Source organism: Geobacillus genomosp. 3 (assembly GCF_000445995.2).
Taxonomy (GTDB): Bacteria; Bacillota; Bacilli; order Bacillales; family Anoxybacillaceae; genus Geobacillus.
In genome coordinates this window covers 1,570,026-1,583,598 of the sequence record NC_022080.4, presented here as the reverse complement: position 1 = coordinate 1,583,598, position 13,573 = coordinate 1,570,026, and the positions used below count along the sequence as shown (strand labels likewise).

Sequence of the window (13,573 nt, the reverse complement as noted above, 5' to 3'; positions counted from 1 at the left end):
CCTCTAAATGGAACAGATGGAAATAACTTTATAGAAATAGTAGGAATAAATCCCGATTGGGTTCCCAATTATCCCCCCTTATAATTGCTGATAGAAAAATAGAAAGGTGGTTGAAAACGTAGTGAAACGATTATGCGCCGCCGTCGCGCTGCTGGCTGCGGTATTGTCCAGCTTGCCTACGGCCGGCCCCACGCGTGCTGAAGCGGCGGCAGAGCCGGTTGTGAACGTCAAACTAGTAAACTACTTAGGAAACCAAAGCGAATTAACCGTGAAACCCACGGATACATACTCGCTTTCCGGCACCGGCATGGCACTCGCGCCCAACACCTCCTACCGCGTGAAAGCGACCGCAGCCGGCCTCGCTTTGTATGAAGGAACGACACTAATTGGTGAGTTTCCACAGTTGCACCTTGCTCCATCCAAGCCAAACGCGGTATTGTCTATCAACGGCCGGGGATATTTGGGAGACATGGCGTTTGTGAAAGAAAATGGACGATACGTCCGCCCGGTCAACGCAGTGCCCATTGAAGAGTACATTAAAGGGGTCGTGCCGAACGAAATGCCGGCTTCATGGAATATCGAAGCGCTAAAAGCCCAGGCAGTCGCAGCGCGAACATATGCACTTAGCTATGCCGGAGCGACGATCGACGATACGATCCGCTATCAAGTATATGGCGGTTATACGTGGCATCCGAACAGCACAAAAGCGGTTGAAGAAACGTATGGCCAGGTGCTGAAATACAACGGCAGGCTGATCAGCGCTGTCTTCTCCGCCAGCAACGGCGGCAAAACCGAATCAAACGCCAACGCCTGGGGAGGGACACCGCTGGCTATTTTCCCGATCAAAGATGATCCGTACGACAACGCCGTTCCGTGGGGATTGACAGTTCAAAAAACGCAGATCGATTTGACGGGAAAACATTTAGCCAACTACGCTGCCTGGTGGGACACCGTCAGCGAAGCGGACAAAGCAATCGCCAACAACATTAAAGCATGGATGAAGGCAAACGGCTATAACGGCAAGGAGATCAAAATCGTCGCCATTCCGAAGCTGTCGCTGTACGCCCCGCTCTCCGGCGGCCGCGTCTCGAAAGGCGATATCGCCATCGAGTATATCACGAAGGGGGATGTGAAAGGAGATGGCACGCTCGCCATCCGCCGCCTTGAGTTTATCGGCGCCCCGGCGGCCAAAATTCGCGCTTTAATCGGCAACCGCGTCATGCTTAGCTACCTAGTCACCGAGGTGACGGAAACGGAAACATCGATTACGGTGAAAGGAAAAGGGGATGGTCATGGCGTTGGCCTCAGCCAATATGGGGCGAAAAAAATGGGTGAGCTTGGTAAAAAATATACAGAAATTTTAGACTTCTATTATCTAGGGGCTTCGCTCACCACCGCCTACGCCAAAACGGAACCAACACCGCCGCCAACGGCTGAACCGACGCCGCCGCAGCCGGCGCCAGCCGACCAACAAACGCCGGACCCGGCCGGGTCAACGCCGTCCGATACGAAAGCGCCAATCATTAAAGGCGTAGCTGCCGCCTATGTGCCCAATACAAACCAGTTGACTGTCCGTTATGCGATTGACGAAGAAGCAACCGTGTCCGTTTACGTCAAAAACGCAAGCGGGAAGATCATCCAATACGTACAAAAAGATGTAAAGCAAAAAGCCGGAAGCTACGCAAACCGATGGAATGTCGGCGCGAATCCAAATGGACGCTATACGTTCGGCATTATCACGAAAGACTTGGCCGGCAATGTTTCCTCTGCCGCCATCAGCGCTGTCGCCGCCAAAACGGTGTCCCCGCCGAAAATCAACGCCGTCAGCGACCGCTCCACAACCGTGACGGGGATGGCAGAAGCCGGGGCTGTCGTCTATGTCAAAGCAGGAGCAAAAACATACAAAACGGCGGCGAAATCTGACGGAGCCTTTGCTGTCGCCATCCCGCGGCAAAAGGCAGGGACGGTGCTGACCGTAACCGCCGTCGACCGCGCTGGCAATATAAGCCGGCCGATCAACATGACAGTTAGGGATAAAACGGCGCCCCCGGCGCCAAAACTGAATTCCATCACGAGCCGGCAAAGCACGCTCACCGGTAAAACGGAAGCGGGCGCCATCATCACCGTCAAAATCGGGACAAAGACCTACAAAAGCACAGCCCGCAAAGACGGGACGTTTTCTGTCGCCATCGGCCGGCAAAAAGCGAAAACAACGCTTACGGTCACCGCCGCCGACCGTGCAGGCAACGTGAGCCCGCCGGTGAAAGTACGGATCCGGTAACCATTTGCCCCTCATCTTGCGCTTCCTGCCTAAGATGAGGGGGCGCTTTTGTTTTCTTGAACTCCCCAACGTTCTCCTGCTGCTCGATTGAGAGCCAGGCAACCAAACATTCCGCTTCCGCCTGACGTGAGGCTAGCGCAGATTAAACCCTTTTCCTTCGACAAACTCTTTCATATACATGCGGACGCGGCGGCTGAGCATCTCGGCCATTTGTCCGGTCCACGTGTCGCGGCGGCGGCCGTTCGTCCGTTGTTCATAATAGGTGGAAACCGTTTCGTTGTAGCGTTGCAATTGCTCGATGAGCCGCGCGCGATCTTGGTCGTACTCGTCCTCGTGATAAACGTGCTCAAACGGCAAACGCGGCTTTGGATCCGGCCTTTGTGCGGGATAGCCGACCGCCAGCCCAAAAAGCGGAATGACCCGCTTCGGCACGTTTAACAGCGCACAGACATCCGGCAAGTTGTTGCGCAACCCGCCGATATAACAAATGCCAAGCCCCATCGACTCGGCGGCGATGGCGGCGTTTTGCGCCGCAAGCGCCGTATCAATGAGCGCGACCATAAATTTTTCCGTGCTCTCTAGCGATGAAAGCACGTCTTTTCCTTCTAGCTCGCCAATGAGTTCGTGGCGGTGAAAATCGGCGCAAAAGATGAAAAAATGGCCGTTTTGTGCCACATACGATTGATTTCCCGCCAGTTCAGCAAGCTTTTGCTTTTTCTCCGGATCTTTCACGCCGATGATCGAGTACGCCTGCACATAACTGGAAGTCGACGCCGCTTGGGCGCATTCGACGATCGTGCGGATTTGTTCATCCGTCAACGGCCGCTCTTCAAAACGGCGGATCGAGCGATGGCGCAAAATCGTTTCAATGATTGGATTCATCATCCATGCCCCCTGATGCAATGAGTGGTATTGTCCCCGATGCTTATCATAGCAAAAAAAGAAAGAGCCGAAAAATGATCGGCTCTTTCCTGCATTATTGCCCAAACCGCCCTTCCTGGTAATCGCGAATCGCTTCGCGGATTTGTTCCGGCGTGTTCATGACAAACGGCCCGTAGGCGACGACCGGTTCATTCACCGGCTCGCCGGCGTAAAGAAGAAGACGCAGCTTTTCACGGGCGGTCACCTGCAGCTCTGTTTCCTCACCGCGGTTGTGGCGGCTGAAAAACAGCGCTTGCCCGGCTTTTCCTTCCGTATGGTCGGCCCCGAACGTGCCGCTCCCTTCTAAAATGTACAAAAAGCCGTTGTAATGGCCCGGCAAATCTTGCGCCACCGTCGCCCCCGGTTCGACCGTCATGTCGACCATCGTCACCGGGACGATGTTTTTCGTCGGCGCTTTGACGCCTTTTGATGTGCCGGAAAAGACGCGGATCACCGCCCCTTCCTCTTTTCGCACCGGCATGTCTTCAGCGCGCAAGTTTTGATAGCGGGGCTCCGTTAGTTTGTGCGCGCTTGGCAAGTTGACCCAAAGCTGTAAGCTGTGCACCGTCGAACCGGGAGCCGGATCTTCTTTATGGACGACACCGCGGCCGGCTGTCATCCATTGCACATCCCCGGGGCCGAGCGTACCGTGGCCGGCTTTGCTGTCAAAATGTTCGAGCTCGCCGCTGATGACATATGTCACCGTCTCGATGCCGCGGTGCGGATGGACATCAAATGTTCCGCGCTTAAAAATATCTTCCATCAGCAACAAAAACGGGTCGTACTCTTGCCAGTTCCCAGGCTCAAGCACAGGCCCGCTTCGGTGAATCGGGCTGTTGGCGGTGATTTGCACCGTTTTGATATGGCGAATGTGGCGTTGAACAGCCATATGCTCCTCCTCCTCTTGTTTTGCCTCTCGGCTGCCGCCAAGAGAGAGACGCGGCGGCCGACCAACCGCGCCTTTTTCTCTCTCATCGTACCCGATTCATCCAAAAACAGGCAAATGATCTGCCTGCCATATGGCGCATAAACAAAAAACCTGCCGACAATCGGCAGGCTTTCGTTCGTATGTAAGATGGCGGAGGAAGAGGGATTCGAACCCCCGCGGGCTGTGACACCCCTATCGGTTTTCGAAACCGACCCCTTCAGCCAGACTTGGGTATTCCTCCGCGGTAAATGGAGCCTATCGGATTCGAACCGATGACCTCCTGCGTGCGGGGCAGGCGCTCTCCCAGCTGAGCTAAGGCCCCATCAAAATGGTCGGGAAGACAGGATTTGAACCTGCGACCTCACGGACCCGAACCGTGTGCTCTACCAAGCTGAGCTACTTCCCGTCATTTCACTGTTTTCCCTTGCGACAATTTACATTATATATAAACCTCTTAAGAAAGTCAATAGTTTTTTACGATTTTTTGCATACAAGGTGGACATTTATTGCTTTTTTCCGCCGCCGGCTGCATAGCCGTCCCCCTTTTTTTCCTATACTACAAACAAGGCGATCGTGCGGCAAAATCGAAAAGGAGGCGGTTCCTTGAAGCTTATTCCGCCAGTGCGGCGCAAACGGGCTCATTTGTCACAGTTTACCACAACCCATATTCATTTGCGCCATCCGCTGGTCGTCGCCTTTTTCTCGTTTTCGTTTCCCGGATTCGGCAATTTAATGCAACACCGCTACGCCACGGCTTTTATTTTAATCCTTTGGGAGCTGTTTATCAATACAAAAGCACACGTAAACACAGGTATATTATACTCGCTTCTTGGCGATTTTGAAAAGGCCAAAGCGGTGCTCGACGAACGGTGGCTCATGTTTTATGTTGCGATCTACATATACGGCATTTGGGACAGCTACCGCGGTTCGATCGATATGAATAAGCTGTACTTGCTCGCCGACCGCGAAGATGCACCGATTCCCCCTATTCGGATAGGAGTGTGGGACATCAACTATTTAGACAAACGTGAACCGTGGCTGGCGCTCGCCTGGTCAGTGCTCGCTCCGGGGCTTGGTCATTTATACGTCCATAAAGTGATTACTGGTTTATTCGTGTTCGCCTTTACGATCATCGTTTCCTATTTCGCCCACTTGCCGGAGGCGATTATTTATACGCTAACCGGCCAGTTTGATGAGGCGGTGCGTATCCTTAATATGCAATGGGCGCTTTATTTGCCGTCTATTTATTCATTCATCTTTTACGATGCGTACGTTTCCGCCGTCGAGTACAACAAATTGTTTGAAAAAGAATTGTCTAACTATTTACGCCGCCGTTGCCAGCCGAAACAATTTCCGTGGCCGGTTTGACTAGGAGGCTTTTTCATGATTGTCGTTGCCACTTTTGAAAACCATTTGTTCGTCGAGCTGGCGATTTCCGCTCTTCGCCAAAAAGGGATCGCCCCACACCATCTGTTTGCTGTTCCGCTTGACCGTCGCACGGAGCCGCCGCGGCTGCTCGATACAATCCACCGCGCTGACGGCTTGAGCTTCCTTGATTTAGCAGCGATTTTCGGAACTTGTTTCATGCTGCTCGGTTCGATTTATGGTTATGTGTTAACATGGGGGCCGATCATTTGGGGCATTATCGGGGCGGTAGGCGGCATCGGGTTGGGGCTGTTGTTGACTCACATTTCGCACCCTAGCAGGGGAGAAAGAAAGGATTTTTTATTTCGTTTTTCAGAATAACGTTTCGACCAACACGACTAGCGATGGCAATCCTTTTTTTACCATCGCTAGTCGTTCCATATGACGTTACACGTAAATGCTCTCATCCATGCCCAATCCCTGCAGAATCCTTCGCTGATCAGGGGTGAGCGGTTTCCCTAGCCTGCGTTGGATTTGCCCATCCGGCAACTCCAACAGGACGACTCTGACATACCAAAACAATTGAAAAATCGCTTGTCCGGTCGGACGGGTCAGCTTGCGGCCTCCGGCGCCCTTTAATGGGCGTTCGGGTGTGATGAACTGACGCACCCGGCGCTGGAAGACGCGATAAATGGCCAAGGCCAGCAGAAACAAATAGCCCAACACCGCCACTCGTTCCGGTTTTTTGACGTAAATTTCGTCCGTAAAGAACGGATCTTTTAGGAAGGAGAAGTTCATTTCCACCGAGATCTGCCCTTTATACAGCTTCAAGATCTCTTGGGCATCCATGGGTTGGCCCTTCCATTCCTTTGGAACAGTCGTGACGAGGACAAACCGGGACGCTTTCCGTCTCGCCTGCTCCCACGCGTCTTGGTTGAATTCCACGCTCAGCCGAAGGGTGTACAGCGTCTCCATTTCCGGTTCCGCCCCTTTTTTCGGCCGTCCACGCCGTTTTTTCGGGCGCACGATCTCTTCGACGACGGCCTCCACTCGATGGAACCGGGGACGAAGGGATGCCTTCAAGGAGGCCAAGGCTTGTTCGGCGTCTTCCCGACAAGAGAAAGGATGACGCTCCCAACGGGCTTGTTCCTCGCGAAGAAGCTCCGCTTCTTTGGTTCGTTCTGTTTCGAGCGTCTTTCCTTTTCGCTGGTCGAGCGCACTCGATTCGACGACGATCAGTCGTACGGGCTGGCCTTCATATGTCGAGGCCGTTTCCCATACCCGGTACGTGGCGCCGTTTTTCTCGGCCAGCGCAAAGGGGGCGCTCCACGCCGAATCGGGTTGGGCATCCGCCTCCGAAAGCGCCGTTTTGACAATCCGGAGCGACGACGGCCCTCTCGTGATCAAAAAGGCGTTGGCGGCTTTCGTTTGCGCCAGCGTGTCCTTCGTCATCGCAGCGGAATCTGCCACGTAAATCCATTCGTCTTCGATCTTCGCTTCCCTCAGCTGCTCATGGACTCGCGACAACACCTCGGGATTCCACGTTTTGTCCGGCACGTTGCCGTCGTGCACGTCGCCGTAAAACGGAATGCCGTCCTCGTTGCCGATCAGGCCGAATCCGATCTGCTTTTGCCAGCGATGATGGCGGTTATAGCCATAGGTGATGTGCAACCCATCCGACGAATCGGATTCATACGCACCGTAAACCGTCTTGTCCGTCGTATCCGCGTGAAAGACACGGAGAGGGAGGCCTTCTTTCTTGTAGATTTGTACCAGGCAAGACGAAAGGACTTGATGGATATTGGCCTCATACAGCCGGTCCAAATGGCGAGCAATGGCATCGTCGTTGAACCAAGACGGATCCAATCCTGGCCGGATCAGCTTGGGCAAGTCGATGTCATGCGCCCACCGTTCCAAATGAACGAGGGCTTGCCGGCCGCTCAAGATATCCAAGAGAAGCAGCCCGACCACATCACTGGCTCGGGTTTGGCATTGAGGATCCACCGGAACCAGCCGGTCAATCAGCTGAGGGAGGCCAAGATCTTTGAAAATGGTACTTATTATATTCAAATAGGAACTTTCATAAATCGCCCGAATTCGAACGTCCATGATGGAAAAACTCCTTTGCATTCCTTGTGTGTCAAGGACCTATTCGACACCGGGATGAAAAAATCCTCCCGATTTTGGTCGAGAGGGTGCGAAATGTGAGTGTTGAAATGGCGGCTCAACCGAAAGGCGGCGCGCCGCCAAACGAACATGAGCGCGGAAATCGTGCTCCTCATCCGTTGCGATGAGGAGCAATGGCCATTGATCGAACGGCTGCTATGGAATCATCACGCACTCGGTCTTGCCGGCATCCGGGATGGGAAGGCAAGCGGCCGCTAGGGGGACGCAAAACAAGGGGATGCCATAAACAAAAAACATGCATGAGCAAGTTTTGCCCTCACCCGAGATCAAAATCGCCAATCAAAGCGAGGGCCTTTTCATGGAAAAGCCTTATGGGCAACGCTTTGCCCTCCATCCAGGCATGAACACGATCCATCCGGGCACCTGCGTTTCCATAGAAAAAACGGAAAAAATGCGGGTCTCCAACCAGAGACCGGCATTGCGGCGGCGTCAGCTAAACAAATTGTCGCATACGGCAGCGAGAGCAGTGAGCAGTTTCGGCGCATGAAGCCTATTGAAACATCCCGTGGGATTCCCCTCGGGCTTTTATTTGCTTCTCAATACACATCCCGCCGCGTAAAGACAATAAAGGCAATCAGGAGGGCCGCAACGCCCCAAACGGCGAGCACCGTCATGGAAAAGCCAAGCGTCATCCCTTCGATCGGCGGGGCCGCCCCTTTGATGTAGTCCGTCAGCCGCAAATTGACCATAAACAAATATTTCGCCGAATGCCACGATGACACCATGTTCGATAAAATGGCACCGGAAATTAGCGCCGCCAGCATAATGCCCATCACCGCTGCGGTGCTTCGCAAAAGTACGGAAAGCATAAACGTCAACGTGCCAACAACAACGCTGACAAACGCTGCCAACCCAAGCTCAATAAGCACGTATTTCCATTGTGGAATTATATGAACGTTTTCCGTATTCAAATCTTCTCCTTGTGGGATAAATCCGGTCAATAGCGGCAGGCGAAAGCCGCCGTACCCGAACACAAGGCCGGAAATGACGTACGACAACACCGCAGCCGTTAACATAATCAACGATACGGACAACAATAGCGCGATATATTTGCTTAACAGCACTTTCCATCGTTTCACCGGCCGGACAAGAAGCAGCTTGATCGTTCCGGCGCTTGACTCCGATGACACGAGATCGGCCGCCACCACCATCACCAAGAGCGGCAAAAACAAGTCAATGGCATTTTCAATAAAAATGCGCATAAACGTCGGCGCCCCTGGAGCGGACGGGTTGATGTCGTGCTCTAAGTAATATTGCTGTTGCTGAAGGCGGATTTGCAAATATTGGCGCCACTCTTCCGACATGCTCGGCGACTGCAAACGGTTCTGCAAGTCGACGATTTGCTGCTGCAGCTGCGTTCGCCAGTCAGTTGTGCCAAGCCGTTTCTTTAGCTCTTCCGTCTCCCGATATTGAGCGTATGTAAATAAGGCGACAAGCACCGCAACAATGGCGACGATTACCCATAGCCGCTTTTTGCGGATGATCTTTAACATTTCATTGTACACTAACTTAGTCAATCGTTTCGCCCCCTGTCAGCTCGATAAACAAATCTTCGAGCGTTGGCAGCCGTGGGTCAATTTCGGCGACCGCCACGCCGGCCTGGACGAGTTTGGCGTTCCAGGCAGCGAGCTTGGCCGGCTCATACGGCGTTACGACCGTTTCCTCATCCGCCCGCAACACATCCGTTTCCTCCGTCAACAGCGCCCGCGCCCGCTCGATCGGAGCGGCTTTCCAGACGACACGCGCCTGTTCTTTCAACAGTCGCTCGACTGTATCGACAGCCAAAAGCCGCCCTTTTGCCATAATGGCGACGCGGTCACACATCAGCTGAATTTCGCTTAACAAATGCGACGATACAAGGACGCTCAATCCTTCCGTCTCCGCCAAAAAGCGGATGAAGGCGCGCATTTCACGAATGCCGGCCGGGTCAAGGCCGTTTGTCGGCTCGTCCAAAATGAGCACCTTCGGTTTTCCGAGCAACGCCTGGGCGATGCCAAGCCGCTGCCGCATGCCGAGCGAATATGTGCTCACCCGATCATGAATGCGCTGTTCAAGACCGACGAGCTTCGCCACTTCTGCAATCCGCTCCGCACCGACTCCGGGCATCATACGGGCGAAATGTTCAAGGTTTTCCCAGCCCGTTAAATACGGATACATTTCCGGGTTTTCGACGATGCAGCCGATATGGCGGATCGCCTCGGTAAACTGGCGATGAAGATCATATCCGCAAATCGCCACCGTCCCCGACGTCGGCCGGATGAGTCCGACCAACATGCGAATCGTCGTCGTTTTGCCCGCCCCGTTCGGCCCCAAAAAGCCGAACACTTCCCCCTCTTGCAGTTCAAACGAAATCCCTTTAATGATTTCCTTGCCGCGGATCGTTTTCCGCAGTTCTTTGACGGCTAACGTCACTTGTTTCGTCATCTATGCTCCTCCTCTGTCAACGTAATGAGCGAAGCGACGCGCTCACCGATCCGCCTGTACCCTTCTTTGTTTGGATGGAAATGGTCGCTGTATAAATAATCATTGACATGCAAGGCAAACAAGTCAAACGTCGGAACAGCGACGACATTTGGATAGCGGGCGGCCACTTCCGCTGACGCAAAATTCCAATCGCGAACAACGGCCGACGTTCGTTTGGCGTCACCCAAATCGCTAAACGGATTGTACAAGCCGATCGCCAAAATGACCGCTTCGCTGTTCAAACGGCGCAGCGTGGCAAAAATGCGGCCCAGGTTGGCCACATATTGCCGTTTCGCCGCCTCTAGCTCTTTTTGATCCAAGTCAAGCGCTTCTCCGCCGCGAAACAAATCATTGCCACCGATCGTCATCACGATCAGATCAGCCATGGCGACCTGCCGCTTGACTTCTTTTTGACCGAGCTGGCGAAGCAGTCCGTCCGAACGCAAGCCGCGAATCGCCAAATTGGTGACGCGAATCGGCTCGTCCGTCTGCCGGCGAAGCTCATCGACCATATAGCCGACATACCCTTTGCCGCTTTCATCCCCCGTCCCTCTTGTCAACGAATCGCCTAAGGCCACGATGTCGATCTCCCCATCGCCCCGCTCCGTCTCATCGACTGCGGGCCGCTTTTGCTCGGCCGGCGGCTTGGCGGCAGGAAAAAGCTGATCTTGCACCGCCAAGGCGAGGCCGCCGAGCCAAAACACGCCGGATAAGACGGCAACGGCTATCAGAAGCGCCACCGTGTTTCGTCCCATATCAACACCTCATTTCCCCATTTTATTCCTCGCAATCTGTTTGCTCATTGTCCGCTATCATTTGTTTGATCCGGCCGCTGCCGGTTTATTCGCCAATATTTTGGATTCCAATACTTTTTGAGCTTCATCACCGCTTCTTTCCCAGCCAGCAACACTCCGAACCAAAACATTATTTCTGCCGCAGCAATGACAACCGCAACAATTGCCGTCTTACTAGCAGTTGAAAGCGGCAGAAACGGCGCGATGGGCACCACCACCCAAACGACGAACGACGCGATGATGAGACCGATGCCGATGTGGTACGTGACGGACCGTCTCTGTTTCACGTTCCACTCCCCTTTTTGCCTGAGATTCACAAACTTTCCCCCAGACATCAGAATCGCTTATTTCTACTCTACCATATGTGCCGTCATTTCACGAAATAGCCCGCATGACACATTCGGCGCACGCTTAAAGAAGGGGGCACCTTTTTTCTCGTGCAAAGCCGTTGACCGGACACCTTTTGCTCTCCGTGATTTGATCACCGCTTCAAGCTGCATCCGCTCAACGTTCACTCCTGTTTTCACATGGTGTGGCGTTTTGACAGCGATGTCCTAAAACGGTGTGTGTTCCGGCAAAAAAAGAAACCTAGCCAAACCGGCTAGGCGAAGTGAATCATTGCTGTTGTTTACGCCAATAATCGATCAACCCCATCGCACACACTTGCAAATCAAGCTCGATCGCTGCATAGGCCGGCGACGAGGACGGAACATTGTGTTCGTTCAGAAAAGCCTTTACGTCGTGATACAGCAGCTGCGCAGCTTTTTTTGCCTGCTCGGCTGCCGGCGCATCCGGATGGCGGTCCATTGCTTCCTTCCCGGCCTCCACAAATTTCGGCAGCCAAACGCGAAGCTGACGAAAAGCAGCCTTAGGGTTGTCAAGTGCACCGAAATGGCCGAAATAGATGCGTTCCGGGTTCAGTGCTTCAAGACGTTCGGCCGATCGTTCCATCGCCTCGGGGTTAAACTGGTTGGGCGACGTCGACGGCAGGCAAAATTCAAGCGCGCTGTCGAGAAGCTGCGGATAAAACACACCAATTGTATCACCGGTAAACACGCCGCGGCTGTATGAATCATAAATGGAAACATGATGGTTCGCATGCCCCGGTGTATCGTAAAAGGTGAGCGTCCGCTCTTCGCTCAGCACGAGCGCTTCCCCGTCCTCTTTCACGACAAGCCGCTCTTCTGGAATCGGAACGATCGGATCAAACAGCTCTTCAAACCGTGCGCCATACACCGCCTTCGCCCCGGCAATGAGCCGTGACGGGTCGACCAAATGCCGCTTCCCTTTCGGATGGACGACAACCATCGCATTCGGGCAATGCTCAAGCAAGAGCCCGGCACCGCCGGCATGGTCCAAATGGATATGGGTGACGATAATGTAGCGAATGTCAGCCGGGTCGATCTGAAGCGCTTTCAATCCGGCGAGCAAATGCGGCACGGACGGGCCCGGCCCTGTTTCCACGATCGCCAAATTTTCTTCGTGAAGCACGTATGTACCGGTGCGCTGCGGCATGCGCAAGTCGTACAAATCGATGAGCGAAACGCGGCGGCCTAAATCAATCGGATCGTTCATTTTTCTTTCCCCCTTTTCGCATCGAAAATGGATTCGACACTGCCGCTAAGAAATCCTTCTTTTCTGACTTAAGAAAGACGGTGAAATAACAACAGGAACGTTTATCAAAAGCGGGGAGTTGGCCCGTCTTGATCTACGACGCCAACTCCCCGTTAGCCGCCTTTCCTTTCCGTCCGTTTTTGATGGCCATCGCTACAGCCGCGGCCCATCCGAGCACGATAAAGCCATACACGGCCGGATACACCGGCGCCGGCGCCTCCCAGGCGTGCAGGAGCGTGCGGGTGTTCGTCAAAATAATAAGCCCCCCGACCAACACCCCAAGCAAATAAGACGGCAGTTTGCGCACAAGCCAAGCGGCGATCGGGGCCGCGACAATGCCGCCGGCCATGAGCGTCAGCACCCAATACCAGTTCACTTGCTCCCAACCTAAGGAAATCACAAAGCCGAGCGTTGCTGACGAGGCAATGGCAAATTCGGACGTGTCGACCGTGCCGATGACTTTGCGCGCTTCCATGTTTCGGTTCGAGAGCAGCACCGGTGTCGCAATCGGCCCCCAGCCCCCGCCTCCGGTCGCGTCAAGGAAACCGGCCGCCAATCCGAGCGGAATGAGCCGCTTATTGGACCACCGTTTTCCCGGCGCCGACGGCGAACGGCCGTTCAAAAATAAAAATCGATACATGATATAAAGGCCAAGCGCCAACAAAAACAACGATACATATGGCTTAATCAAATCCCCCGGCAAGTTGCTTAAAAAGCACGCCCCGACAAACGCACCGACTGACCCAGGGATTATAAGCTTCCCGACCATTCCGCGATCAACGTTGCCGAACTTCCAATGGGAGACGCCGGATGCCGCTGTCGTCACCACTTCTGCCAAATGGACCGATGCCGAGGCGACCGCCGGGGCGATGCCAAATGTCAACAACAGCGTCGTTGAGGTGACGCCATACGCCATCCCGAGCGACCCGTCAATCAACTGGGCGAGAAAGCCAACAAACACAAATACGATCAATTTTTTCATCGTTTCCCCTCCGCTTACAGGAATTTAATATACTTATA

13 protein-coding genes and 3 tRNA genes are annotated in these 13,573 nt (G+C 53.8%); 4 read left to right on the top strand and 12 right to left on the bottom strand.

Annotation, left to right across the window (positions count from 1 at the left end):
• Nucleotides 1–121 precede the first annotated feature (121 nt).
• Nucleotides 122–2,281 (top strand): SpoIID/LytB domain-containing protein, encoded by a 2,160-nt coding sequence (locus M493_RS07885; protein WP_020959787.1) that lies wholly within the window; start codon nt 122–124, stop codon nt 2,279–2,281.
• A 132-nt stretch (nt 2,282–2,413) separates the two neighbouring features.
• On the opposite strand, the gene nfsA is transcribed toward M493_RS07885, so the two are convergent.
• From nfsA to M493_RS07860, 5 genes are all read right to left on the bottom strand, one after another.
• A complete protein-coding gene (gene nfsA, locus M493_RS07880) occupies nt 2,414–3,163 on the bottom strand; it encodes an oxygen-insensitive NADPH nitroreductase (RefSeq protein WP_020959786.1) in 750 nt (249 codons plus the stop codon).
• A 94-nt stretch (nt 3,164–3,257) separates the two neighbouring features.
• Nucleotides 3,258–4,091: a pirin family protein gene (locus tag M493_RS07875; protein WP_020959785.1), complete on the bottom strand. Its 834-nt coding sequence runs from the start codon at nt 4,089–4,091 to the stop codon at nt 3,258–3,260.
• 187 nt (nt 4,092–4,278) lie between these two features.
• Nucleotides 4,279–4,371, bottom strand: a tRNA-Ser gene (locus M493_RS07870).
• An 8-nt stretch (nt 4,372–4,379) separates the two neighbouring features.
• Nucleotides 4,380–4,452: transfer RNA gene (locus tag M493_RS07865), tRNA-Ala, on the bottom strand.
• A gap of 7 nt (nt 4,453–4,459) precedes the next feature.
• Nucleotides 4,460–4,536, bottom strand: a tRNA-Pro gene (locus tag M493_RS07860).
• Nucleotides 4,537–4,733: 197 nt separating this feature from the next.
• Here M493_RS07860 and M493_RS07855 point away from each other — a divergent pair.
• Both M493_RS07855 and M493_RS07850 read left to right on the top strand, forming a co-directional pair.
• A complete protein-coding gene (locus tag M493_RS07855) occupies nt 4,734–5,498 on the top strand; it encodes a hypothetical protein (RefSeq protein WP_020959784.1) in 765 nt (254 codons plus the stop codon).
• 15 nt (nt 5,499–5,513) lie between these two features.
• Nucleotides 5,514–5,876 carry a hypothetical protein gene (locus M493_RS07850; protein WP_020959783.1) on the top strand — a complete coding sequence of 121 codons (363 nt, stop codon included), beginning with the start codon at nt 5,514–5,516 and terminating at the stop codon, nt 5,874–5,876.
• Nucleotides 5,877–5,942: 66 nt separating this feature from the next.
• Here M493_RS07850 and M493_RS07845 read toward each other — a convergent pair whose 3' ends face one another.
• Nucleotides 5,943–7,604, bottom strand: coding sequence for an IS1634 family transposase (locus tag M493_RS07845; protein WP_020959017.1), 1,662 nt, complete (start codon nt 7,602–7,604; stop codon nt 5,943–5,945).
• A gap of 99 nt (nt 7,605–7,703) precedes the next feature.
• On the opposite strand from M493_RS07845, the gene M493_RS18535 reads away from it, so the two are divergent.
• Entirely contained in the window at nt 7,704–7,880 is a 177-nt protein-coding gene (locus M493_RS18535; protein ID WP_020959782.1) for a hypothetical protein, read from the top strand.
• Nucleotides 7,881–8,218: 338 nt separating this feature from the next.
• On the opposite strand, the gene M493_RS07835 is transcribed toward M493_RS18535, so the two are convergent.
• The 6 genes from M493_RS07835 to M493_RS07810 form a co-directional block, all read right to left on the bottom strand.
• The gene (locus M493_RS07835) at nt 8,219–9,199 is read right to left on the bottom strand and encodes an ABC transporter permease (RefSeq protein WP_020959780.1); all 981 of its coding nucleotides are present in this window, start codon (nt 9,197–9,199) and stop codon (nt 8,219–8,221) included.
• Nucleotides 9,192–10,106 carry an ABC transporter ATP-binding protein gene (locus M493_RS07830; protein ID WP_020959779.1) on the bottom strand — a complete coding sequence of 305 codons (915 nt, stop codon included), beginning with the start codon at nt 10,104–10,106 and terminating at the stop codon, nt 9,192–9,194. The genes M493_RS07835 and M493_RS07830 overlap by 8 nt, the downstream gene beginning before the upstream one ends.
• Nucleotides 10,103–10,900 (bottom strand): SGNH/GDSL hydrolase family protein, encoded by a 798-nt coding sequence (locus M493_RS07825; protein ID WP_020959778.1) that lies wholly within the window; start codon nt 10,898–10,900, stop codon nt 10,103–10,105. The genes M493_RS07830 and M493_RS07825 overlap by 4 nt, the downstream gene beginning before the upstream one ends.
• A 44-nt stretch (nt 10,901–10,944) precedes the next feature.
• A complete protein-coding gene (locus M493_RS07820; RefSeq protein ID WP_020959777.1) occupies nt 10,945–11,226 on the bottom strand; it encodes a transporter suffix domain-containing protein in 282 nt (93 codons plus the stop codon).
• A 328-nt stretch (nt 11,227–11,554) separates the two neighbouring features.
• The gene (locus M493_RS07815) at nt 11,555–12,514 is read right to left on the bottom strand and encodes an MBL fold metallo-hydrolase (RefSeq protein ID WP_020959776.1); all 960 of its coding nucleotides are present in this window, start codon (nt 12,512–12,514) and stop codon (nt 11,555–11,557) included.
• A gap of 133 nt (nt 12,515–12,647) precedes the next feature.
• Nucleotides 12,648–13,535 carry a sulfite exporter TauE/SafE family protein gene (locus tag M493_RS07810; protein WP_020959775.1) on the bottom strand — a complete coding sequence of 296 codons (888 nt, stop codon included), beginning with the start codon at nt 13,533–13,535 and terminating at the stop codon, nt 12,648–12,650.
• Nucleotides 13,536–13,573 lie beyond the last annotated feature (38 nt).